Origin of the sequence: Lactobacillus sp. PV037 (genome assembly GCF_014522345.1) — a bacterium.
In the GTDB taxonomy this organism is placed as follows: Bacteria; Bacillota; Bacilli; order Lactobacillales; family Lactobacillaceae; genus Lactobacillus.
The window spans coordinates 1,522,905-1,545,247 of sequence record NZ_CP041987.1; the positions used below are offsets into that span (position 1 = coordinate 1,522,905).

Annotated in this window: 24 protein-coding genes; 6 read left to right on the forward strand and 18 right to left on the reverse strand. The window is 32.4% G+C overall.

The annotated features are described in order from the left end of the window. Positions 1-54: 54 nt before the first annotated feature. From gndA to FP435_RS08100, 3 genes are all read left to right on the forward strand, one after another. Positions 55-1,443 (forward strand): NADP-dependent phosphogluconate dehydrogenase, encoded by a 1,389-nt coding sequence (gene gndA / locus FP435_RS08090; RefSeq protein WP_265483770.1) that lies wholly within the window; start codon positions 55-57, stop codon positions 1,441-1,443. Positions 1,444-1,535: 92 nt separating this feature from the next. Further along, positions 1,536-3,089 (forward strand): ClC family H(+)/Cl(-) exchange transporter, encoded by a 1,554-nt coding sequence (locus FP435_RS08095; RefSeq protein ID WP_265483771.1) that lies wholly within the window; start codon positions 1,536-1,538, stop codon positions 3,087-3,089. Between the two features lie 118 nt (positions 3,090-3,207). Next, complete coding sequence (locus FP435_RS08100) at positions 3,208-4,176, forward strand: AEC family transporter (protein WP_265483772.1); 969 nt, start codon at positions 3,208-3,210, stop codon at positions 4,174-4,176. A gap of 42 nt (positions 4,177-4,218) precedes the next feature. On the opposite strand, the gene FP435_RS08105 is transcribed toward FP435_RS08100, so the two are convergent. Continuing rightward, positions 4,219-5,097: a LysR family transcriptional regulator gene (locus FP435_RS08105; RefSeq protein WP_265483773.1), complete on the reverse strand. Its 879-nt coding sequence runs from the start codon at positions 5,095-5,097 to the stop codon at positions 4,219-4,221. A 154-nt stretch (positions 5,098-5,251) separates the two neighbouring features. Here FP435_RS08105 and FP435_RS08110 point away from each other — a divergent pair, with 154 nt between their 5' ends. After that, positions 5,252-6,889 carry a malolactic enzyme gene (locus FP435_RS08110; protein WP_265483774.1) on the forward strand — a complete coding sequence of 546 codons (1,638 nt, stop codon included), beginning with the start codon at positions 5,252-5,254 and terminating at the stop codon, positions 6,887-6,889. Positions 6,890-7,014: 125 nt separating this feature from the next. Further along, positions 7,015-7,158: a hypothetical protein gene (locus tag FP435_RS08115; RefSeq protein WP_265483775.1), complete on the forward strand. Its 144-nt coding sequence runs from the start codon at positions 7,015-7,017 to the stop codon at positions 7,156-7,158. A 148-nt stretch (positions 7,159-7,306) separates the two neighbouring features. Here the strand turns inward: FP435_RS08115 and FP435_RS08120 are convergent, their stop codons facing one another. Next, positions 7,307-7,867 carry a hypothetical protein gene (locus FP435_RS08120; RefSeq protein WP_265483776.1) on the reverse strand — a complete coding sequence of 187 codons (561 nt, stop codon included), beginning with the start codon at positions 7,865-7,867 and terminating at the stop codon, positions 7,307-7,309. 90 nt (positions 7,868-7,957) lie between these two features. On the opposite strand from FP435_RS08120, the gene FP435_RS08125 reads away from it, so the two are divergent. Beyond that, positions 7,958-8,599, forward strand: coding sequence for a Crp/Fnr family transcriptional regulator (locus FP435_RS08125; RefSeq protein ID WP_265483777.1), 642 nt, complete (start codon positions 7,958-7,960; stop codon positions 8,597-8,599). Between the two features lie 99 nt (positions 8,600-8,698). Here the strand turns inward: FP435_RS08125 and FP435_RS08130 are convergent, their stop codons facing one another. From FP435_RS08130 to FP435_RS08205, 16 genes are all read right to left on the reverse strand, one after another. Then, positions 8,699-9,568 (reverse strand): SLAP domain-containing protein, encoded by an 870-nt coding sequence (locus FP435_RS08130; protein ID WP_265483778.1) that lies wholly within the window; start codon positions 9,566-9,568, stop codon positions 8,699-8,701. Positions 9,569-9,693: 125 nt separating this feature from the next. Further along, on the reverse strand, positions 9,694-11,613 hold the full coding sequence (locus tag FP435_RS08135) for a copper-translocating P-type ATPase (protein ID WP_265483779.1): 1,920 nt from the start codon (positions 11,611-11,613) through the stop codon (positions 9,694-9,696). Further along, positions 11,613-11,900: a cupredoxin domain-containing protein gene (locus tag FP435_RS08140; protein WP_265483780.1), complete on the reverse strand. Its 288-nt coding sequence runs from the start codon at positions 11,898-11,900 to the stop codon at positions 11,613-11,615. The genes FP435_RS08135 and FP435_RS08140 overlap by 1 nt, the downstream gene beginning before the upstream one ends. Further along, complete coding sequence (locus FP435_RS08145) at positions 11,897-12,274, reverse strand: cupredoxin domain-containing protein (protein WP_265483781.1); 378 nt, start codon at positions 12,272-12,274, stop codon at positions 11,897-11,899. The genes FP435_RS08140 and FP435_RS08145 overlap by 4 nt, the downstream gene beginning before the upstream one ends. 10 nt (positions 12,275-12,284) lie before the next feature. Then, positions 12,285-12,701 (reverse strand): CopY/TcrY family copper transport repressor, encoded by a 417-nt coding sequence (locus tag FP435_RS08150; RefSeq protein WP_265483782.1) that lies wholly within the window; start codon positions 12,699-12,701, stop codon positions 12,285-12,287. A gap of 209 nt (positions 12,702-12,910) precedes the next feature. After that, on the reverse strand, positions 12,911-13,570 hold the full coding sequence (locus FP435_RS08155) for an ATP-binding cassette domain-containing protein (protein WP_265483783.1): 660 nt from the start codon (positions 13,568-13,570) through the stop codon (positions 12,911-12,913). Continuing rightward, a complete protein-coding gene (locus tag FP435_RS08160; RefSeq protein WP_265483784.1) occupies positions 13,563-15,638 on the reverse strand; it encodes a hypothetical protein in 2,076 nt (691 codons plus the stop codon). Before FP435_RS08160 ends, FP435_RS08155 begins: the two co-directional genes overlap by 8 nt. Before the next feature lie 54 nt (positions 15,639-15,692). Beyond that, on the reverse strand, positions 15,693-16,160 hold the full coding sequence (locus FP435_RS08165; protein WP_265483785.1) for a hypothetical protein: 468 nt from the start codon (positions 16,158-16,160) through the stop codon (positions 15,693-15,695). Positions 16,161-16,446: 286 nt separating this feature from the next. Beyond that, positions 16,447-16,938 carry a hypothetical protein gene (locus tag FP435_RS08170; RefSeq protein ID WP_265483786.1) on the reverse strand — a complete coding sequence of 164 codons (492 nt, stop codon included), beginning with the start codon at positions 16,936-16,938 and terminating at the stop codon, positions 16,447-16,449. Beyond that, positions 16,928-17,518, reverse strand: coding sequence for an ATP-binding cassette domain-containing protein (locus FP435_RS08175; protein WP_265483787.1), 591 nt, complete (start codon positions 17,516-17,518; stop codon positions 16,928-16,930). Before FP435_RS08175 ends, FP435_RS08170 begins: the two co-directional genes overlap by 11 nt. A 14-nt stretch (positions 17,519-17,532) precedes the next feature. Continuing rightward, positions 17,533-18,102, reverse strand: coding sequence for a hypothetical protein (locus FP435_RS08180; protein ID WP_265483788.1), 570 nt, complete (start codon positions 18,100-18,102; stop codon positions 17,533-17,535). Next, positions 18,089-18,793: a hypothetical protein gene (locus FP435_RS08185; RefSeq protein ID WP_265483789.1), complete on the reverse strand. Its 705-nt coding sequence runs from the start codon at positions 18,791-18,793 to the stop codon at positions 18,089-18,091. The genes FP435_RS08180 and FP435_RS08185 overlap by 14 nt, the downstream gene beginning before the upstream one ends. Positions 18,794-19,089: 296 nt before the next feature. Beyond that, positions 19,090-19,845, reverse strand: a complete 756-nt coding sequence (locus FP435_RS08190; RefSeq protein ID WP_265483790.1) for a LytR/AlgR family response regulator transcription factor — start codon at positions 19,843-19,845, stop codon at positions 19,090-19,092. Positions 19,846-19,858: 13 nt separating this feature from the next. Next, positions 19,859-21,115, reverse strand: coding sequence for a GHKL domain-containing protein (locus FP435_RS08195; RefSeq protein WP_265483791.1), 1,257 nt, complete (start codon positions 21,113-21,115; stop codon positions 19,859-19,861). Positions 21,116-21,436: 321 nt separating this feature from the next. Further along, complete coding sequence (locus FP435_RS08200; RefSeq protein ID WP_265483792.1) at positions 21,437-21,676, reverse strand: hypothetical protein; 240 nt, start codon at positions 21,674-21,676, stop codon at positions 21,437-21,439. Between the two features lie 28 nt (positions 21,677-21,704). Continuing rightward, positions 21,705-22,220 (reverse strand): hypothetical protein, encoded by a 516-nt coding sequence (locus FP435_RS08205; RefSeq protein WP_265483793.1) that lies wholly within the window; start codon positions 22,218-22,220, stop codon positions 21,705-21,707. Positions 22,221-22,343 lie beyond the last annotated feature (123 nt).

Below are 22,343 nucleotides of genomic sequence, written 5' to 3' on the forward strand. Positions count from 1 at the left end.
AACTAGTACAAGCATGATAAAATAAAAGAAGAATTTAGAACGGGAGGCAAAAAAATGCAACAATTTGGTGTGGTTGGACTTTCTGTTATGGGAAAGAACTTAGCCTTGAATGTTAAAAATCATGGATATTCTGTCTCAGGATTTAGTATTGATAAGCCTGAAGTAGATGCACTTGCAAAATATGAAGATGATAAATTAAAGCCAACATATACTTGGGAAGAATTTGTTAACTCTTTAGAACGCCCACGTAAAATTTTAGTGATGATTCGTGCAGGTGAACCTGTTGATCAAACCTTAGCAAAGTTAGAGAAATTACTTGATAAGGGAGATATCATCATTGATGGTGGTAATTCTAATTTTCATGATACAAACCGCCGTGTAAAAGCTCTCAAAGAAAAGGGAATTCATTTCATCGGAATGGGAGTTTCTGGTGGGGAAGAAGGTGCCCTAAATGGTCCTGCTTTGATGCCAGGTGGTGATGAAGAAGCTTATAAAGAAGTAGCACCAATATTAGAAGCAATTGCCGCTAAAACACCTACTGGACAAGCTTGTGTAGGCTACATTGGGCCGGAAGGTAGTGGCCACTATGTCAAGATGGTTCACAATGGAATTGAATATGGAATTATGCAAATTATTTGTGAAATCTATGACATAATGCGAAATGTTGGCGGTTATTCAAATGAAGAAATGAGTGATATTTTTGCTAAATGGGATCAAGGCGCATTGCAAAGCTATTTAGTAGAAATTACCTCAAAAGTATTAAAGCAAAAAGATACTTTAACTTCTGATTATGTAATTGATCATATTTTAAATGAGGCTTCTTATAAAGGAACTGGAAATTGGATGCTTGAAGATGCAATTAAGTTAGGTGTTCCAATTACAGTAATTGCTGAAGCAGTCATGGCTCGGTTTATGTCAAAAGCTACTTTTAGAGATGATCCTGAACCTGAAAAATTACCCGGGAAAGTTCCAAGTGATTTAGTAGATAAACTTGCTAAAGCCCTTTATCTAGCAATGGCAGTTTCATATGGCCAAGGATTTGAGCAAATGACAGCAGCTGCCAAGGCTTATAATTGGAAGCTTCATTACGATACTATTGCCCAAAACTGGGAAGCAGGATGTATCATTAGATCAGCAATGCTTCAAGACATTAAGTCTGCTTATCGTGCAAACCCAGAGTTACAAAATCTTTTTAAAGCTCCATTTTTTGATAAAGTAAAAAAAGAAGATATTGATGCTTTGCGTGAAGTACTTAAGTTGGCAACTGATGCTGGCATTCCAACTCCAACTTTAAGTGCGGCCTTGAACTATTTGGAATCTATCTTTAATCCAAATCTTCCTCAAAACTTACTTCAAGGACAACGTGATTATTTTGGAGCCCATACTTACTTGCGTAACGATCGTGAGGGAGTCTTCCATACGGAATGGTATGAAGAAAAGTAAAAACAAGAAGAAGACAGAAAGTGTCTTCTTTTTTTGTGTGGTAAGTAGGTTATAATAAAAAAGTAATTTGGATATTAGGAAAGAAGATCAAGGTGGAAAAAGAGGAAAAAAGTAAGTTAAAGATTTTATTCCAAGCTCTAATAGTAGGAGTTATTGCCGGGGCAATAGTTGGCCTTTTTAGATTTGGAATTGAATTAACATCACAATTTTGGTTAGGTCTATTTCAAAAAGCTCATCAAAATCTTTGGTGGTTTGTAGCAATAATTTTGGGCTTATTCTTAGTAGGATTAATTTCAGGCTTTTTTGTTAAGCAATATCCTCATGTGGGAGGCTCAGGAATCCCAGAAGTTAAATTGCAGATGCAAGGTAAGCTCCACTTGCCGTGGTGGTCAATTTTATGGAGAAAATTAATTGGAGGTATTCTAGTAATTGGTACGGGGTTATTTCTTGGACCAGAAGGGCCTTCTTTACAGTTAGGATCGTCCATTGGGCAAGGAGTGGCAGGAGCTTTTAAACAAAATAAATCTAACACTAGGATTTTGCTAGCAGCAGGGGCAGCTAGCGGCTTATCAGCTGCATTTGGTGCTCCATTGAGTGGTGCTCTGTTTGTTTTAGAAGAAGTTTTCCACAATTTTTCTCCAAGTGTGTGGATGAATGCCCTAATTGGAGCAATTGCTTCTGACTTTGTTGTGTCTAATATTTTTGGGCAAAAACCATCATTAGCTTTACCTTATAATCACATGTTTCCTACTTACTTGTATTGGCATTTGCTTATCTTGGGGATAATTTTAGGGTTATTAGGTCATTTATATAAAAAAGGACTTTTTGGTTTAAAAAAGATTTATGCGAAAATTCATATTCTACCTTCTTGGTTGTATGGGTTAATTCCGTTAGCTATCTTAATTCCTATCATGTATTATTTGCCTTTGATTACAGGACCAGGTAATCATTTAATTCTCTCACTTCCCAAGATGATTACTGCAAGTAGCTGGAGCTTGGTGGGAATGTTGGGAGCATACTATATAATTAGAATTGCTTTCTCAATTGTTTCGTATGATTCGGGACTACCAAGTGGTATTTTTTTGCCAATTTTAACCATGGGAGCCCTAATTGGGGGATGCTACGGTTTGTTGATGGTGCAACTTGGACTATTACCTGAGAAATTAGTAATTAATTTGATTATTTTTTCAATGGCTGGTTATTTTGCAGCAATTATCAGAGCACCATTTACTGCTATTGTCTTAATAACAGAAATGGTGGGTTCGCTCTTACATTTGATGCCCTTAGCAGTTGTGGCTTTTGTGGCCTTGTTAGTTGATCAATTATTAGGTGGACGTCCAATCTATGGTCAATTAGCTGCCGCTATGGAAAAACCACAAGCAGATCACCAATTGAGTGGTGAAGCAGACCAATTGGTCCTGCCAGTTTATGAAAATAGTCAATTAGTAGATAAGACCATTAGAGAAATTTCTTGGCCCAAGAATACTTTAGTCAAAACTATTCAACGTGATAATGAAATGATTATTCCTGATGGGAAAACAAAAATTCTGCCTGGGGATATTTTAGTATTGGAAGTAGATGCTAGTCAGCGGGGAAATGTTTATACAGCTATGAAAAAGCTGCAGGGAGTAGAACTAGATGGTTAGTGAATTTCAAAAAATATAGGAATTTCTTTAAAAATATGGTATAAATGATTGTTAATAGATTAACCATATAATTATTTTTATGGGGATAATAAATTTGATTTATATGAAAGGGGATTAGATGGCAGCATTTCTATCGTCTATCCAAAGTGTAATCGTTATTGTTTTGATTATGCTTTTAGGATATATTCTTCGCAAACAAGGATGGTTAGCAGACTCATTTGGTGGTAATGTTTCTAAATTAATTACACAAATTGCCTTGCCTGCTTCCATTTTTATGTCTGTTCAAAATAACTTAACTCGTGGAAAGCTATTTAACTTATTTGCGGGCTTGCTCTTACCATTTATTGGAGTAGTTATTTCTTACATTGTAGCCTTTATTTTGGTTAAGGTGCTTAAAGTTAAGGTTGGCCGTCGTGGGGTATTTATCAACACGATCGCTAACGCCAACACTATCTTTATTGGAATGCCTTTGAACTTGGCACTTTTTGGTAGTGCAGCAACTTCATATTTCTTGATCTACTACATCATTAATACGGTTTCCACTTGGGCCTTTGGTGTATTCTTGATCAAGAATGATGATCCAACTCTAGTTAAAGCTGAAAAACAGCATAACAAGATTAATTGGAAGAAGATTTTACCAATGCCATTAGTTGGTTTCTTTGTAGCTGTTATTTGGCTATTAACTGGTATTCAATTACCAAAATTCCTTGATAACACTTTTGAATATGTTGGTAATCTGGTAACACCATTATCATTAATTTATATTGGTATTGTATTAGCCAATGCTGGTCTTAAGAGTATTCACTTTGACAAAGATACAATCTTTGCGTTACTTGGACGTTTCATCTTAGCACCAGTAGTTATGATTTTATTAGTTAAGTGGTTTGGACCTTCAGTACTTCACCTAGATATTGCAAGCTTAATGGGTAAGACTTTCATCGTTCAATCTGCAACGCCAGCACTTGCTGTGCTTCCAATCTTGGCTGGTGAAGCTCATGGTGACGTTGATTATGCAACCAACGTTGTTGTTTTAAGTACTTTGCTCTTCATCATCGTTGTACCAGTTTTAATGTTAATTATTGGTTAATTAAAAGAGGTTTGTGGTTAACACAAATCTCTTTTTTCATGCTTAATTATCTTTTGTTAGAATTTCCCATAATTCTTTTTCTTGAGTACTAAAGATATGATTTTTTCTTGTAGCAGCTGCCAAAATAAATTCGGGTTGCCCTTTATCAAGTAAAGGAATTGGAATAACATTATCATTTTCATTGATCGACAAATTTGTTACATATGAAACACCTAAGTTTTGGGCAACTAAAGACTTAATTACCATAACGTCAGGACTACGGTAAATAGTATTTAAATGAAGGTGATTACGTTGCATTAATGTATCAAGCGCTTGAGTATGGATGTAATCTTGGGTCATGCCAATAAAGTTTTCCTGGGCAATATCTTTAAAGTAAACTCCCTTTTTCTGAGCAAGAGGATGTTTTTTGGAAACAATAATTTCGATTGGATAATGCGAAATCGGATGAAGCTTGATTGCGGGCTCTATTTCTAGGGAAGTCAATCCTAGTAAAGTAAGATTAATGTCGCCTTGTAAAAGCATTTTACGTAAGTCGTAAGAGCCATGTTCAATGACATTCAAACGAGGAAGAAGACCTCTTGAAAAAAGCGCTGGAGCAATTTTGGGAAGATAATTACGTCCAATAATTGGAGGTAAGCCAAAGGGAATATCATTATCTGGTTCAGAGGCAATTTCGGCCTTGGCAACGGAAATTTCATTTAAAATTGCTTGAGCATGCTCATCAAATTGCATCCCTAAGTGAGTGATGATAATACTCTTATGAGATTGGTCCCGGATAATGAACTGCCCACCCAGCTTTTTTTCTAATCGTTTAACCGCAGCAGTAATAGTTGGCTGACTCACATTATAATGCTCAGCTGTTTTTGTATAACTTTTGAGTTGAACTAGAGTATGAAAATATCGTAAATCTTGTGTATTCACTATCTATTTCCTTTCTAATGGATGGTCTAAGTAATTTCTGCCTTCATATAAATAAACCTTTGGTAAAGTCTATCTTTTGACTATAAAATTATTTTGACGTTATACTTTTCTTGAAATAAGATTAAAGGCAATTGCCGAATAGGAGGCCTACACAATGAGTAATGCATGGAGTATTTTAAATAATCCTTTTAAAAATAAAGGTACAGCATTTACAGATGAAGAAAGAAAAAAATTAGGTTTAGTAGGTACTTTACCAGTACGTGTTGAAACTATTGAAGAACAAGCAAAACGTGTTTATGATGAATACAAGACTCGTCCTGAAGGTTTGCAACAACGTCAATACTTAATGGAAGTATTTGATACTAACCGTACTTTATTCTACTACGTAATGCAACATCATATCGAAGAATTGATGCCAATTATTTATGATCCTGTGATTGCACCTGCAATTGAAAAATACAGTGAAATTTTCCAAAGACCTCAAGAAGCTGCTTTCTTATCAATTGATGATGAAGGTTCAATTGAAGAAAGTTTGCGTAACGCTGCCGCAGGCCGCAATGTAAAATTAATCGTTGCTACTGATGCAGAAGGTATCTTAGGTATTGGTGATTGGGGAACTAATGGTGTAAATATTGCTATTGGTAAATTGATGGTTTATACTGCAGCTGCTGGTATCGATCCAAGTGAAGTATTACCAGTTTCTTTAGATGTTGGTACTAACAATGAAACTTTACTAAATGATCCCCTTTATTTGGGTGTACGTCACAAGCGTGTATATGGTGATAAGTACTACGACTTTGTTGATAAGTTTGTGCAAACTGCACGTGAAGTCTTCCCAGATGTTTACTTACACTTTGAAGACTTTGGTCGTGATAATGCTACTAAGATTTTAAAGAAATACCAAGATAAGATTCCAGTCTTTAATGATGATGTTCAAGGTACTGGTATCGTATGTTTAGCTGGTGTTTTAGGTGCCTTAAATATTTCTAAACAAAAGTTCACTGATCAAATCTTTTTAACTTATGGTGCTGGTACCGCAGGGATGGGTATTGCCAACATGATGTACCGTGAAATGCGGATGGAAGGTTTAAGTGAAGAAGAAGCTAAGAAACACTTCTACTTAGTAGATAAGCAAGGTCTTTTATTTGAAGATACTCCAGGCTTAACTCCAGAACAAAAGCCATTTGTACGTAAGAGAAGTGAATTTGAAAATGCGGATGAATTAACTAACTTAGAAGCAGTAGTTAAAGCTGTTCATCCAAGCGTTATGATTGGTACTTCAACTAATCCAGGTGCCTTTACTGAAGGAGTTGTAAAAGCTATGGCAGCTGGTACTGAACGTCCAATTATTTTCCCAATTTCAAATCCAACTAAGTTAATTGAAGCTCACCCTGCAGACATTATTAAATGGACTGAAGGCCGTGCTTTGGTTGCTACTGGTATTCCATCAGCTCCAGTTGAATATAAGGGTGTAACTTACCACATTGGTCAAGCTAATAATGCCTTGATTTACCCAGGTTTAGGTTTAGGGGTTTTAGCAAGTAAGACTAGACTTGTTGACGATGAAATTTTATCAGCAGCTGCTCACTCACTGGGTGGTATTGTTGATACTTCTAAACCAGGTGCAGCTGTACTTCCTCCAATTTCTATGCTTCAATCATTTACTAAGACTGAAGCTCGTGCAGTTGTACAATCTGCTATTGATCAAGGCTTAGCTGGTGAAGGTATTACTGATCCTGCTAAAGTTACTGAAGAAATCCAATGGACTGCTGAATACACTAACGAAGACTAATTGATTTCTACTACTTATAGATATATACCAAAATCTCAAAAAGCTAGTACTGCAGAGTACTAGCTTTTTCCTTGTGTAATTAAAAAAAGAGATTATACTAAGATAAAAAGGAAAGGGTGATGATAATGAATAAAAAGAAAGAGAATCTTTTTGAAAGAGCAGCTGATTTTTTAGAAAAAAATGATGATAAAAAGGTAAATACAGATTTGCAAAAAACTATTCATCATGTGCAAGACAGTCGCTTAAATGATAGTGATATTGAACGTTAAAGTAAAAAGATAGATTATAACTTTCTGTAGTTATAATCTATCTTTTTTGTGTTAATTAGTTTTTTATTAATAATTCCAATAAGAAAACTTGCTACTTTTAGAAGCATGCCTCAGTTGGTCATTAAAAGTAAAGTTGGCACCAAAAAGATTAGTCTTCTACCTTTCTAATTTTACCTGCAGCAATTGGAAGAGTAGTGTGAGGATCATAAGACATAACAGTCCCTTTAACAGTATCAGGAAGTGGCATCGATTCAGGAACTCCGTGAACATAGACAACTCTTTTGTCTAAATCAAGATTGTCGGTATTAAATGCCTTTTTAAAAGAAACTTTTAGTTCTGAAAGTGGGACATCAACTTCATATTCGTAATGACCATTTTCATCAGCTACAGGATATCCATCATGGGGAATATTCATTTTATGTGGTGCATTATCTAAAGGAACCATTGTTGTACCAGAAAATGGTTCAGTTTCTGGTAAATCGATATAACCATCATGATTTGTATCAGCAGCACTTGTAGGTACGCTGGCATCTTTTCCATCTGGAAAGCCATGAAAATGTTCCCAGTGTTCAATATTTTTAGGAGTATCAAACATTTCCACATGAATGTGTAGGGTGTTGTCAGTTTCGGTAAATTCTGCTGTTCCATGTGAAACAGAGCCAATTTTATCCTCGTTTAAAGGTTTAATATCTGCAATATACTTTGTCATTTTATTATCCTCCGTTTATTCTTAATTTATGTTTTTAGTATAATAAAATCACTAAGTAAAAAAATTGATCTAGATCAAGAAAGAAGAAAAATGAAACATAATCCAGAAAAATGTTTAACTAAGGTAGAGATCTTTAAAACATTGCCTCAAGAAGTTAAAGAAAAATTGAGTACTATTTCAACACACCAAATTCTTTATAAAAAGGGTAGATTAATAAGGAGTATGGGAGAAGCAGGAGGATTATTAGTAATTGATAGAGGGTGTGCCAAAGTATTCAATTTAGATGAAGAGGGTAATGAAGTAGTATTGAATATCTTGCAAGAAGGAGAGATAGAAGGAGAAGGGGATCTATTTAGAGATAGTAAGTCAAATACTTTCATTGAAGCGCTTGAAGATACGCAAATATGTGGAATTGATAGGAATAAGTTTCAGATATTTTTAAAAGAAAATCCTGAGGTTGCTTTAAAGTTATTGAATAATTTTGGTCAAAAAATTGTGCAGACACAACGGCATGAGCTATTAAAGTCAGTTCTAGATGCGAAAAAGCGAATTTGGGAATATTTAAAAGATATAAGTATAAAAAGCGGTAAAAAAGAGTTTTCTTTAAGATTAAAAAAGAAAGATATTGCTGCTTATTTAGGAATGTCTCCAGAAACATTTAGCCGAAAATTGAAAGAGTTGGAAAAAGAGGGAGTAATAGAAGTAAGAGGTAAAAAAGTAAAATTAAGATAGATGTGTTTGGAAGTGGAAGAGTAAAAAAAGCATCCCATTAATTAGGGATGCTAAAGCAGGATAGATTAATTGTTATAATTTTATTTTTTCTGCACTTTATTAGTTCTTTAAGCTAACTAGATCAGCGTATAAAGGAAGTCTCAAAGCATAGTTAGTTACCATTTGCTTATAAGAACCTTTAAGGTAATCACCAGGAATGAAAGTATCTGTTCCTTGGATTCTAAAGTAGAATCTATCTGCTTCGTTAATAATAGAATTAACTTTTACTTTAGGAGAAAGAGGGTAACGTTTTTTTATTAATTTTTGGTTTTTATCAAAAAGTGGGAATGAATCTGTGATTCCCTCTCTTTTAACTAAAGGAACTGAAAGATACTTAGGATAATTGAAATTATTGTCAATGGTAGCAACGTTATATGCGCGTACATAGCCACCATGACCGATGGCATAGAAATATTTTCCTTTTATTTTTTTCGCAGGAAGATAATATTTTTCATTATTCTTAATTACATAATAAAAGGGATTTTGAGAAGTAGCTTTTTTTAATTTTCCGGGAACGTTAATTGGAATTTCGTATCTTAAAACCGTCTTTTGTTTGTCATTATTAAAGTGAATAATTCGTTTACCATTTTTATCATAAACGTAGCTGTTGTGATTTAACCTAAGAGTGGTCTTATTATTTAGAACAGCAACATTAACCGCAAGAATGTAGCCACCATTTCCAATATAAAAATAAGGTTTATTTTTAATATAAACTACATTTCCATAATAATTAATTTTTGCTCCTTTTGAAAAGTGGGGTTCCCTATTGTTATAAGTTTTTAATAAGTGTCCATTTTTATCATAAACTTTGGCACCACTGTTAAAGAAGAGTTGAAGTGAATGTTTACTAGCTGCTGAGGTGGTAGTTGCAGGAAATAAAAGACTACAAAGTAGAATAAGAGTTAAAAGTAAAGATAATTTTTTCTTCATAAAATTGTTCCTTTCATCGAAGTTAGTGTCTCATAATAGAATATATTTGTCTAGTAGGTTGAAGACAAATATATTGTATGGACCTAAGGTAAGAAAAAGCATCCCATTAATTAGGGATGCTTTTACTATGCTCTAATTTTAACTTTATTTAGTAATAATGAGCTTGTAACAACAGAAACTGATGAAAAGGCCATTGCTAATCCTGCCAATTCTGGGCTTAAACTAAAGCCTAATCCAGCAAATAATCCTGCTGCAATAGGAATACCAATAGTATTGTAAATAAGAGCCCAAAAGAGATTAAGCTTAATGCGATTAAAGGTTTTTTTAGACATTTCTAAAGCTCGCACAACGCCACGCAGATCGTTTTGAACTAAGACAATTCCACCAGAGTCAATTGCAATATCTGTTCCAGATCCCATTGCAATCCCAACATCTGCTGTGGAAAGGGCAGGTGCATCATTAATTCCATCACCTACAAATGCCACTATATTACCTTGTTGTTGAAGTTTTTTAATCTGAAGTGCTTTTTCATTTGGTAAAACGCCAGCTATTACTTGATCGATTCCTACTTCTTTTGCAATTGCTTGAGCGACATCTTCATTGTCCCCAGTAAGCATCACAGTTTTTAGACCACGATCTTTAAGCTCGTGGATTGCTTGTTTTGAAGTTTTTTTAGGAACATCTTGGATAGCAATTAATCCAATGATTTTGCCATCTAAACCGACATAAACAACCGTCTTAGCTTCTTTTTGAAGCTTAGTAGCTTGTTGTTTTAGATCGTCAGAAATTTCCCCATCAGCTAAAAGACGATTGCTTCCAACAAAAGCAGTTTGGCCATTATAGTCGGCTTTAACTCCTTTTCCTTCAATTGCCTCAAATTCACGACTAGGCGTAATTGAAATATTTTCTTCTTTGGCCTTCTTTAAAATAGCGGTAGCTAAAGGGTGTTCTGAAGATTCTTCTAAACTAGCCGCAACAGCTAAGACAAGATTTGAGTCACCAATAATATCAGTGACTTCAGGTTTACCAACAGTGATTGTACCAGTTTTATCAAAAACAACTGTATTTAACTTGCTAACTTCTTGTAAAACTTCACCGTTTTTGATCAAAACTCCCATTTTAGCACTACGAGCAGTTCCTACCATCAAAGCTGTTGGGGTAGCAAGACCTAAAGCACATGGGCAAGCAATAACAATTACAGCAACTGCGAATAACATAGCTTCAACTGCCGTGGCACCAATTATAGCGTACCAAATTACAAAAGTAACAATTGCAATAATCATCACAGTAGGTACAAAAATATTGGAAATTTTATCAGTTAGATTTTGAATAGGAGTATGGCTAGTTTGAGCTTTTTTAACTAAGTCAACAATTTGAGCTAACATGGTATCATTACCAATTTTTGTTGCTTTAAAAGTTATAACGCTATTAGTATTCATGGTTGAACCAATAACGGTATCACCAACCTGCTTCATTACTGGCATGCTTTCACCAGTTACCATTGATTCATCTAAGTTAGTTTTCCCTTCGGTAATAACTCCGTCTACTGGAATTTTTTCTCCAGGCTTAACGCGAATTAAATCACCAATTTGTACTTGATCCAATGGAATCTTAGTATATTGTCCATTACGTAGTACTTCTGCATCTTTTGCTTGGAGACCCATTAGTTTACCTAAAGCATTGGAGGCATTGTTATGCATCTTTTCCTCCATTGCATCCCCTAGTAAAACAAATACCGTTACAAAGGCAGCACTTTCAAAGTAAACAGGTCGATCAGTAAACATGGCAAAAATACTGTAAAAATACGCTACAGCTGTTCCCGTAGCAACAAGAGTATTCATGTTTGCATCGTGCTTTTTAAAAGCAGCCCAGGCACTCTTCCAGTAGGGAAGGGCAGAAATTGCCATAATAACGGTAGTAGTAATTAAAGCAATCCAGTTATAACCAGGCATCATCCAGCCAAAAGGCATCGCAAACATTTGGATCAACATTGGAATTGATAGAATAAAAGAAATCCAAAATCGTTGAATATTTGAGAGTTTCATTATTTTACAATAACCTTTCCATGAAACATATCCATGCCACAAGCAAAGTTATAAGTGGCTGGTTTATCAGTAGGAATGTTGACAGTAACTTCTTTTTTATTTTTAAGATCGTCATGAATGTCTAATTCTTTAAAATTCAATTCATCTAGACAGCCAAGATTACCCTTTGGAATAAACTTAATCTGAGCAGGTTTGCCTTCTTTAAATTCAATGACATCTGGTTTGTAGCCATGATTGTCAGCTGAAACAACAACTTTTTTAACTTGATTTTTAGAAAAAATACTCATTTTACAATAACCTTTCCATGAAACATATCCATTCCACAAGCGAAGTTGTAAGTACCAGCTTTGTCGGTTGGGATGGTAACAGTAGTAATTGGTTGCTTAGTTAAGTCCTTGTTGACACCTAGTTGTTCAAAAACCACATGAGATAAACAAGCAGTGGAATCTTTTAAATCAAAGTTGATTTGAGCAGGAATCCCTTTCTTGAGTACCACTGTTGCAGGGCTGTAGCCACCGTTAACAACAATATTAGCGGTTTGCTCATCTTCTACAATAGTAGCAGCTTCTGCTTGTTGCTTATGTGGTGCAAAGAACCACCATAAAATAAATGCAATTATTACCAAGGCAATAATAATTGTAATAATTTGAGTGATGCCCATAATAATCCTCCTAGCACATCTTTTTATCAATGCAATTGCAAGCTACTACATCTGGAGCAGTCTTTAATTTGCTTTGTACTTCTTTTTCTATCTTAATTAAATCACTTTTTGAGATGGGAGAGTCTTGAAGAAGCTTCAAGATGGCACCCCCTTTATGCATATCGCACATTTTTGCAAGTAATTTTTCAGAGGACTGGTTAATCATCTGATTTTCTGTGACAAGAGGAGAATAAATAAATTTACGGCCATCCTTTTTAGAAGATAGAAGTCCTTTAGTAATTAGTCTGCGAATTAAAGTCTTGATAGTTGATTGAGACCAAGACTTTTTATCTTCTAAAGCCGCTAAAATATCACTCGTATAAGCTTCTTGAAGAGTCCAAACAATACGCATCATTTCCCATTCAGCATCTGATATTTCTTGATACATTTAAGTTATCTCCTTTCGTTTACATTTGTAATCTTAAAATATAAATTTACATTTGTCAACAAAAAAAGCCCTCTTAGAATTTTCTAAAAGGACTTTTCTTGTTTGTTGAATTTGTTATAAAGATGATTAAGAGTATCAATCACCTAATCCAATTATAGTACAATTAGATAAAAAAATAAAAAACAAAAATAAAGCTTGTTGGTCTGATGTCATATCTGAGAAGTTAAATCTTGCAGCTGATACTTGTAGTCGCTTTTATTAATGATATAAGGATCATGGGAAACTAAGATAACAGTTTTTCCATTTTCTTTTGCATACTGAAAAATTTTAAAAATCTTCTCCCGATTCTTAGGATCAACAGAGCCTGTAGGTTCATCTCCAAAGATAATCTCACCTGGTTTAAGTAATGCTCTGATTAAAGCTAAGCGCTGTTGCTCACCACCTGATAAGATAGCAACTTTTTGTTTTAAAGAAACTTGGGGTAAAAATTGCTGCAATAGTCTTGCTTTTTCTTGTTCAAATTCTTGGTGATTAATTTTATGATTATATGCTAAGTTTAGATTGTAATTAACAGATTTATCATTAATCAAAGCAAAATTTTGAAAAAGAAAACTAATTTCATTTTTTAAAATTTTACGAGCCCGAAAAGTATTTGGACGAGGAGCTTGTTGTTCTTTAAAATAAATCTTACCTTTAGATGGTTTTTCTAATAAGCCCATAATATGAATTAAAGTGGATTTGCCACTCCCACTTTCGCCATAGATAGTTGTAATGGTATTAGGGAAAATATCAAGATTGAGATTTTGAAAAATGATTTTTTTACGATACTTTTTAGAAAGATTTTTGACAGAAAGAATTGGGTTAGTCATTGATTGCCCTCCTGAGCGAATATTTTGAAAAAATAGTAATGGAAATAATTGCGATGAGTGCTTCGAGAATTTCGGCTAGGGCAAAGGTTACGAGATATGGTGGCGTAAATCTGTGAAAATAAAATTTTAGTAAAGCTAAAATTACGAAAAATTGGATTACCCAGATTATCCAGTAAAAACGAGTACTGTAGATTCTTGAATACCCCAGAGTTTGTTTTAAAGCGCTGCTTTTGCCGTAGACAGTAAAGTAGAGATAAATAGTTGAAAAGACAACTAACAAAAATAGGGTAAATACTAGTAGGTTTTCTTTGAATAAGCCAGTAATTCCGTCAAAACTTCCAAGTAAATCTTCATAAGCAGCGTTTGAAGTGGCAGCTAAATGAGGATAGTTATCCAGCAAGTTATTTTTCTTTAGAAATGCGAAATAAAAATGATAAGTATTTCCTGGGGAATTATTAACCAATGGAATTTTTAGGGGATCGTTAACATCACCAGTACCAATATTGAGAGTAGGGTAATAATGATAATTTTTACTAGTAAGAGTATAAATATACTTGTAGTTAGTTAATTTTTTTCCTGAAGAAGAAAAAATAGGTTGATTATTTTTGATGTAAATAACTGAAAAAGATAGTTTTTCTTGAAGTGCCGTTCTAGCGTTTTGTTGAATATTAGAAATCTGAGTTTTATATTTTTGAGGTACTAAAAGTACTAGATGTTTTTCTTTTTCTGAAATAACAATAGGCTTATTTTCTGAATTCTTTAAAGGAAACTTTTTGAGATAGTTATTATTGATAGCAATAGTAGGATATTTGAGAGTTGCATTAGGGCCTTCTGCGCCGCTGCTATCAATATAGAGGGCGTCCTGAGAGTTGGCAAAAGAATACAATTTCTTTATGATTTTATCGTTCTTTTTAAAATAGACGACATTATTGTCATTATAGCCATCATACTTGGGATAAAAAGTTCCGTATGAGTGATAGATGGTTGGTTGTGGAATAAAGGAGTGATAATATTGAATTAAAAAATCTCCTACTGGTGCTGCTGACAGTAATAATAAAGTTAGTACCACCCCTTTAAGAGTAGCTAATCCAAAGAAAAATTTCTTTGTATAGGTAAAGCCATCTAGTAAAGTAGGCAAAGAAAATTTACTAAAAATTAAAAGGATAATCAAAGATAGCAAAATTTCTCCTCCAAAAAAGAGGGAAATTATTCCAAGAAGCATAAGCAGATGATTTAAAAGACTGTAGTGTGTCAGATATAGAATAATAAAGATGATAGAAAGTAAATAGCTGATGATAAAAGGATAAAGAAAAAGTTGATGGAAAATAGTAAAGATATTCTTACCTTCTAAGCGTAATACACCAATTGTGTGGGAGAATGAAAAACAAAAGATAATAAAGAAAATAATTTGAAAAATTAGTAATCCTAATAAGGGATAGAGATAATCATTATCGGCAATAAATCGATCATCTAGTGGTAACATCTCTTCACTATCAAAATTGTGCCAGCTCCAATGAGAATGAAATTCTGCATTAATATTTTTTGCAAGTAATTTTTTGAAATCCTTAACTAATCCTGAATCGATCGTTTCAATGTAATAATGACCTTCAAAGGTACTTGAAGAAGTAGTAAGAGGTTTAACAGTAATATTTAAATTACCATAATGAGGCAAAGAATTCTGGTAGTAAGTCTTGTTTTTAAAGTTAATACCAAAATTTTGTTTAAGAGAACTAGTTGAAAGATTACTTACTTCATAGGTTAAGGAAGGAGTGAGGATCTTGTTGTAGGAAAAATTAGCGAAATTCAAATTGCTAGAAGGACTGTTTGCTTCTTTTAAAAACGGTATATCTAAAGTTGAACTTGTTTTTTGAAGTGCGTGAATTACTTTAGTGTACTCATTTTGAGAAGTAGGATCTTGTGGCAAATCGATTTGAGTGTAGTTACTGCTTAAATCAGTAATTTCTAAAATTCTTTGATTATTAAGTTTTTGACTGAAAAGGAGTAATGCAGTGAAAGTCACTGCAACATTTAAAAAGATAAGAAATAATTTGAGAATTTTTTTATACATTATTTAAACCAGACTAATATAATTAAATAGCGATGCTTTTAAGCACCGCTATTTTTAATTTTCAGAGTACCATGTTTTAGCTGTTCCGTAACCTTTAGCAGTTGCGTAAGACCATCCTCGTTCAATGCCAACAGCAGTTCGTATTTTTCCGCTACCGACTTTTGCTGATGAGTGGTGACGTCCCAGAGTATAGTAAAAGTTAGAATGAGCCCATTTGTAATGATTGAAGTAATTATTATGATCGGTGTATGAAACCCATCTACCGTTTTTCATATTAACTACATCCCGTGCTAAAGAAACTGTAAACCATGGAGTAGAAGTTTGGATTCTTTTCTTTGGAGCAACAAAAAGAGGAGAAGAGGACTCTTTAATCTTTTGCCCTTCGATAACAACAGATCCTGAAGAAGGCATATCATCAGTGATATCGATTGTGGCGGCATGGGCAGAGGAAATTGAAGAACTCAAAACTCCAGTTAACCCTAAAAGAGTCGAAAATACTACTAATTTCTTTTTTAACATCATAATTAAAATCCTTTCAAAAATAATAATTTATTGATGTAGAAAGTATACCTTAAAATTATCTTTAAAAACGAAAATGGTCTAAGTTGCCGTTTTTTTGGCCTATTCGTTAAATTTTTAAGAAAATTAAAGCTTAAAAAGAATCTATCAGATAAATTAATTGGATAGATTGGTTCTAAATGTTTGTTTTACGTTTAATTCGTCTTTAATTATAAAAGAAAATTGTTTTAATTAGAAAAATTCTCTAACTAGTTGATTTTAACGAATATTTGATAGAGGAATAGTTGAGTTATTGATTTTGAAAAACTGTAGTAACAATACTTCTAATAATTATTAAAAAAATTGGGATAAAGATAGCTTTTTCAAGTTGATAGTTGTATAGGAAATAGCTTAGGCAAAACGTGGAGATTAAAAGCAAAAGTGTCAAACTAATTGAAATAATCTCAAAAGCCAAAGTAAAACTTAGTAAATGAATTAAGAGAATTCCAAGAAAGTATTGAATTAGATAAGGAGAAAGCTTAATAAGTTTTTCTTTAAAAGTTAAGTTGCGAAAAATAATAAAATTATTTATTGAGGAAAAAGTAGTACTTGCTAACAAAATACTTAACCAGTCAAAGATAAATATTAAACCGTTAAGAGATCTTAAGAGAAGAGTTTTGTTATACCAACCATAAGTTATTAAAAATAAAGTTCTATTTGAAAGAGATTGAGTTATTTTTACTTCAATCAAAAAGATGGTCAAAAAAAGAGTAAAAGAAAAATAAACTTTATTAATTTTCATCTACAAGTACTCCGTCACTTAACTTATAAAAGTGAGTATAAGGTATTTCATCGTGGCTTGCAACGATGACTGTTTTACCTTCTTCTTTTAGTCTATTAAGAAGAGAAACAAATTGATGAATGCTATCAGGATCTAGTCCGCGAGTAGGTTCATCAAATAAAATCAAATTTTGATCTTCCATAACGGCTTGGATAATGCCAATTTTTTGTCGCATTCCAATAGAATATTTCCGAATAGCTTGTTGGTCGTTGGGATCTAAGTAGAAAAATTTTAAAAGTTGAAGAACTTTTTCCTCATTATAATTATTGCGCAAATTAGCTAAGAATTGTAGGTTGGAGAGTCCTGTTTCATATTCTAAAAAGCCAGGATTTTCAATTAAAGCGCCAATATAGGTATTATTATCAAACGTTATACTGCCACTATCTGCTTTAAGCAATCCAGTAATAATTTTAAAAATGGTAGATTTTCCTGAGCCGTTACGACCGGCGATATGAATTAACTGTCCTGGCTTAGTGGTTAGATTAATATCTTTGAGAACTTGTTTCTTTTTAAATGATTTTTGGAGATTTGAAATTTGCATAAGTAGCCTTTCTACTAAATATAAACATTGTGCATAGCACGCCAAAGAGGGTCAAAATACTTACTATAGTGAATAATTAAGTAATTAGTTTCAAGAGTTTGATGATAGAAAATATTAATAAAGAGAATTAATAAGAGCCAAATAACTGGATATTTTGAATTATAAAGCAAAATTAGACACCAAGTTAAAATGGCTAAAATTATAAAATGAAGTAAAATGATTAAACTTCCATAAATGGGATTCCCATATTTAAAGCTAAAAGTTCCTGTGAAAATAAACGGTAAAAACAGGCCCAGTATAAATAAAATTAAATTTGCACCTATAGATAAGCAAAGCTGATAGAGGAATAAGGATTTCATTTTGCGAATAATAATTAGGGAACGAATTTTTTTGAAATAAAATATTTCCCAAGCAATTAAAAGTAGGAAGAATGTCTGATAATAAGTTGAAAGTCCATGTTGATGAATAAATAAGTAGGGTAAATCATCACTTGCTCTAGTAAAAAAGATGAGAAAGCCAAAAATAGTTCCTAATATTAATGAAAATAATGCAAAGATTATAAATGTTCTTTTAATTTTTGCCATATTTAAGTCTCCGTTTTTTCCAGATAACAGCTAGAACAAGAGCTAAACAAATATAAAATACAGCCGAAAGGATGAATTGAAGATAATAATTTATTGGGTATGCTAAACCATAAAAGGTGGTAAAACCAGGGGATACTAATGCTTCTGGAAAGAGAGTACCGCTAATAACCATAACTAGAGAGTTCCGATTTCCGAAAGTTGAAATTAATAAGGTAATAATTAAGAAAAAGAGAAATCCACTAGGAATAGAAAAAATTATCTTTGGAATATATAAGTTCAGAGCAAAAATAAACATTGAATAAATTCCCCAACCTAACGCATTTAAAATGATAATAGAAACTACTTCGATTAATGTATTATTTGAAAAAGAAGGGGTACCAACTTCTTTAAAATAACCATTAACAGAATAGTTAATTCCTGAAAGAGTTAATTTAACAAAAATAATTTCATAAATACTGGTAAAAAAGGAAAGTAAAAATCCACCTAGAAATGAAGAAAGAAACCCTTTCTTTAAGTATTTTGGATAGGACATTCTTTGGGGTAAAAAATTAAATGTAGCGTTGTCTTTTTGATAAATATAAAAGAGTGAGCCAATGAGAGGAATGAGTATATAACTAGCAATAGTAAAAATAAAACCGATAGTAGTGTAGGTAGGATCTTGTGAAAGTTGGATGTGTACAAATGAATTCAATCCTTGAAAAGGATCAGTTCTATTTAGTTTTCTAATTTGAACTAATAAAGAATGTTCTTCTTGCCAGTAAGTGAATAGGTAAAAATTAAGGGTAATAAAATAAATAGAAAAAGAAGGGCTAAAATTCTTTTAGTATTTTTGAGCATTGTTGTTAATCCTTTAGAGTAATCAAAGAAGGAAATAAATTCCTTTCAAATAAATATTTCGTTTAAAAATATATCTGAAAAAAATCTATAAAAACAAAATTGGCATAAATTGCTATTTTTTTGGCATATTTGTTAAGTTTTGGGTAAAAATTAGTTACTTTTGAGCTTTTTTATAACTTTTTGGTATCGAAGAGAATAAGGAATAGAATCATTGTTTGTAAAAATGATAATTCTATCTTTTAAATTTATATCAGAAATATTTTTATAATTGATGAGGTATGATTGAGAAACTTTAATTAAAGTAGGATATTGCTTAGTAATATTTTTTATACTTTCTCTAAAGTAAGACGAGCCTTCTTTTGTAATTAAAGCTAAGCTATGGGAATTTTTAATAGTAGAAATATAATAGATACTATCAAGGCTAATTTGATAGATATGGCTACCAATTTTATAAGTAAAAATTTCTTTTTTATCTTGTGAAAATTTAAGAAGATTATCGATGGCTTGGGTTAAAGTATCAGTAATACGTTGTTGAAACTCCACTTTTGGTAGAGTCTTTAGGATATAATCTAATACATCAATTCGACGCTGATAGGTTAAAAAGGCAAACTTTTGATAGGAAGTCACAAAAATTATTTGTCCTTTAGGATCAAGATGATGAATTTGCTCAGCTAAATCTAGACCATTTTTTTCTTGTTGAAGTTCAATATCAAGAAAGTAGATATTATTTTGGGTTTTATGTGTAGAAATATAATTTAGCAGTTCAGAATAATTGGTTGTAGTCTTTAAAATGTCAAAGGTACGTTGTTCATCAGATAAGATAATTGTAGATTGTTTAACAGCAACAGTTACTTCTTGAAGATAAGCAGGATTATCATCACAAATAAAGACATTAAATTGGATCATTTGTTTTTTCCTCCTATTTATTAAAAATTGTAAGTGTAAAAGTAAACCAACCATTTTTCTGACTATGATAAAAGGAAAGACTATCATAGTGTGTAATGATTTCTACAACATTTGCTAATCCTAAGCCTGAATGACCAGCTTTAGTTGTAACTCTGCGTTGAGTAAGATTGTCAGTTTTATTTTGAGGAGAAGTTCTATTTTTAATGGTAATTTCTAATTCTTCAGAATTAGGTTGATGAATCATAGTTCTAATTTCAGGAATTTTATTTATCTTTTGAAGTTTTAAGCTTTCCTCAATTGCATTATTGTAACCAATACCAATTATTCTAATTAAATCAAATATGTTTATTGAGGAAGGAATGTTTGTTGGCATAGTACATTCAAAAGTATATGGAATTTTGTATTCATAAATTTGATTAAATTTCTCTATCATTAAACTTTTAAGATAAGGATTTGAAATATTATTTAATTCAGAAATATTTAATTCATTTGTAGAAATTTGTTTAGTTGAATAAACGTCTAATTTAGGCAATATTTCTTTAAGCTGCTTGGAATTTACATTATGAGTTAGACTTTTGAGAAGATCTTGATAATCATGTTTAAAGGCATGAAGCTTGTCTTGTTCTATCTGAAGTGTTTGTAAGTAAATATCTAAGTTTTTGTTTTCTCTTTCTAATTGTTGAGCTGCCTCCTTTTTTTGATAGTAGCGCAGTAAAAATATTAAAAAGATAAATTGAAAAAGAATAAAAATTAAAACAGTAGATTTAGAAAAATTTTCTGCTAGAAGTAAAGTAACAAAAGAAAAAATAATTAAAGAAAGTAAATAATAGTCATTATTTTTAGTGAGGAATTTGGTGAATTTAAAGTGGTATGTTACCCAAGCTAGTATAAAAATTACTAGAAGATAAAAAAGTACTGAAAAGTAGGGGAAGGAAAAGATTTTATAATCTTTTAGTTCGCCTAAAGTTGAATCGACTGCTAGCGAAAGAAAATTGGTTAATACAACTGTAGTTAGAGTTTGTAAAGAGCCAAACTTTTTTTGGTAAAAAAGCCAGAAAATAAAAATTTCAAGGAGGGTTACTATGAGAGTGATAGGCATCCCGAAATCTTGTAAGATAAATAAAATGGGAAAAGTAATAAAAAAGAAAATAATATCTGAAAGATAAAATTTTCTTTTATTGTTTAAGGCATAGAAAATTATGTAGTCAAATAGTAAACCGCATAATTCATAGGCTCCCACTTCTAGTCCTTTAGGTGATAAATCTACCATTTAATAAAATGTCTCCGATTTCCTTTCCCCCTTTTAACTACAAAAGAAACAAACGGATTAAAAAATAATAATTCAAAAATATTCATAATTGAAACCTCCAAAAAATTATATTTTTTAGTGTAACATACATAGAAATACCAAAAAAGACCTTTCTAACAGTAAAGAGAGGTCTTTTACCATTTGGTGATTATGAGGCTCCAAATGGTTGGTTTGTGTTTAACGAAATCTTATTATAAAGGAAAATTGAAATAGTTATAAAACTTTTCCTAAGTGGTCGATTTTTAAGAATATGTGGTAAAATGACCGGATTTGACGCTAAAGTTAGTCATTTTTGGCTACTTTTTTGATTCCCCAAATATTCAGAATGACACCTAGAATAAAGGTGATAATTGCTAAGACTAAGGAAAAAGTGCTTTGATTTTCATAGTAAATATAACCAACTGCAATGAATAAAATTGGAATATAAATAATAAGATACCAGAGTCCAATTTTTTGATATAGCCTGGGAGACAAATTTTGGCTTATAAAAGCTAAAATAAGAATTAATAGATAATATAACATAAGTAAATAATCCCTCCTCCATATGGAACTATTTAAAGGTATGGAAAGAATAATTACCATTAAAATTATAATCCATATAGATATAACTGTGCTTATGGCGACGATTATATCTTAATAGCGCTTCAGCAACATTATGATTATGATCAGAGAGCACTTTACCCCAAGCACCTAATAGTGCACCAGATACATCTCCAATACCAGGTACAGCTACTGAGAGCATGCCAATATATTCAACTGCTGTACCAGATATTTCTAAGTAATGAGCTTCTTGGTAGACAGCAGCATTAGATTCAAAGTATACTCGAATTCCCCACCAGTATACATGGCCCCAACATCTTCTACGAGCTAAAGAAAAAAATGGAGCATCAGTATTAGAAACAATTTCTTTAGTTGTTGGATCGATCATACTATGATTTTTTTTAATAGTAGTATTAGTAAGGAGAAGTTGTGATTGAACTGCTTTTACAACATTGGAAGAAAATGAGGCAGTTGAGGGTAACTGAAGAACGTATTGATTGTTAACTACTTTTATATAGGGGATCAATGTTTTGAATTGTAAAAGTATTAAGTGAATTAATAGAAGAAGTTGCAGTCTTGGTAGAGGTTGTAGCTGCATGAACTTGGGTAGTATTAAATAAGCCGAGGTACTCTGTACTTCCTAAAAGAG

Coding starts and splice junctions, on each gene's coding strand:
- FP435_RS08170 (WP_265483786.1), bottom strand. CDS start 16,938: ATGAAAATTAATAAAGTTTATTTTTCTTTTACTCTTTTTTTGACCATC.
- FP435_RS08180 (WP_265483788.1), bottom strand. CDS start 18,102: ATGGCAAAAATTAAAAGAACATTTATAATCTTTGCATTATTTTCATTA.
- FP435_RS08190 (WP_265483790.1), bottom strand. CDS start 19,845: ATGATCCAATTTAATGTCTTTATTTGTGATGATAATCCTGCTTATCTT.
- FP435_RS08145 (WP_265483781.1), bottom strand. CDS start 12,274: ATGGGCATCACTCAAATTATTACAATTATTATTGCCTTGGTAATAATT.
- FP435_RS08125 (WP_265483777.1), top strand. CDS start 7,958: ATGAAACATAATCCAGAAAAATGTTTAACTAAGGTAGAGATCTTTAAA.
- FP435_RS08135 (WP_265483779.1), bottom strand. CDS start 11,613: ATGAAACTCTCAAATATTCAACGATTTTGGATTTCTTTTATTCTATCA.
- FP435_RS08165 (WP_265483785.1), bottom strand. CDS start 16,160: ATGATGTTAAAAAAGAAATTAGTAGTATTTTCGACTCTTTTAGGGTTA.
- gndA (WP_265483770.1), top strand. CDS start 55: ATGCAACAATTTGGTGTGGTTGGACTTTCTGTTATGGGAAAGAACTTA.
- FP435_RS08155 (WP_265483783.1), bottom strand. CDS start 13,570: ATGACTAACCCAATTCTTTCTGTCAAAAATCTTTCTAAAAAGTATCGT.
- FP435_RS08130 (WP_265483778.1), bottom strand. CDS start 9,568: ATGAAGAAAAAATTATCTTTACTTTTAACTCTTATTCTACTTTGTAGT.
- FP435_RS08150 (WP_265483782.1), bottom strand. CDS start 12,701: ATGTATCAAGAAATATCAGATGCTGAATGGGAAATGATGCGTATTGTT.
- FP435_RS08200 (WP_265483792.1), bottom strand. CDS start 21,676: ATGTTATATTATCTATTAATTCTTATTTTAGCTTTTATAAGCCAAAAT.
- FP435_RS08195 (WP_265483791.1), bottom strand. CDS start 21,115: ATGGTAGATTTATCACCTAAAGGACTAGAAGTGGGAGCCTATGAATTA.
- FP435_RS08140 (WP_265483780.1), bottom strand. CDS start 11,900: ATGAGTATTTTTTCTAAAAATCAAGTTAAAAAAGTTGTTGTTTCAGCT.
- FP435_RS08100 (WP_265483772.1), top strand. CDS start 3,208: ATGGCAGCATTTCTATCGTCTATCCAAAGTGTAATCGTTATTGTTTTG.
- FP435_RS08120 (WP_265483776.1), bottom strand. CDS start 7,867: ATGACAAAGTATATTGCAGATATTAAACCTTTAAACGAGGATAAAATT.
- FP435_RS08160 (WP_265483784.1), bottom strand. CDS start 15,638: ATGTATAAAAAAATTCTCAAATTATTTCTTATCTTTTTAAATGTTGCA.
- FP435_RS08115 (WP_265483775.1), top strand. CDS start 7,015: ATGAATAAAAAGAAAGAGAATCTTTTTGAAAGAGCAGCTGATTTTTTA.
- FP435_RS08110 (WP_265483774.1), top strand. CDS start 5,252: ATGAGTAATGCATGGAGTATTTTAAATAATCCTTTTAAAAATAAAGGT.
- FP435_RS08175 (WP_265483787.1), bottom strand. CDS start 17,518: ATGCAAATTTCAAATCTCCAAAAATCATTTAAAAAGAAACAAGTTCTC.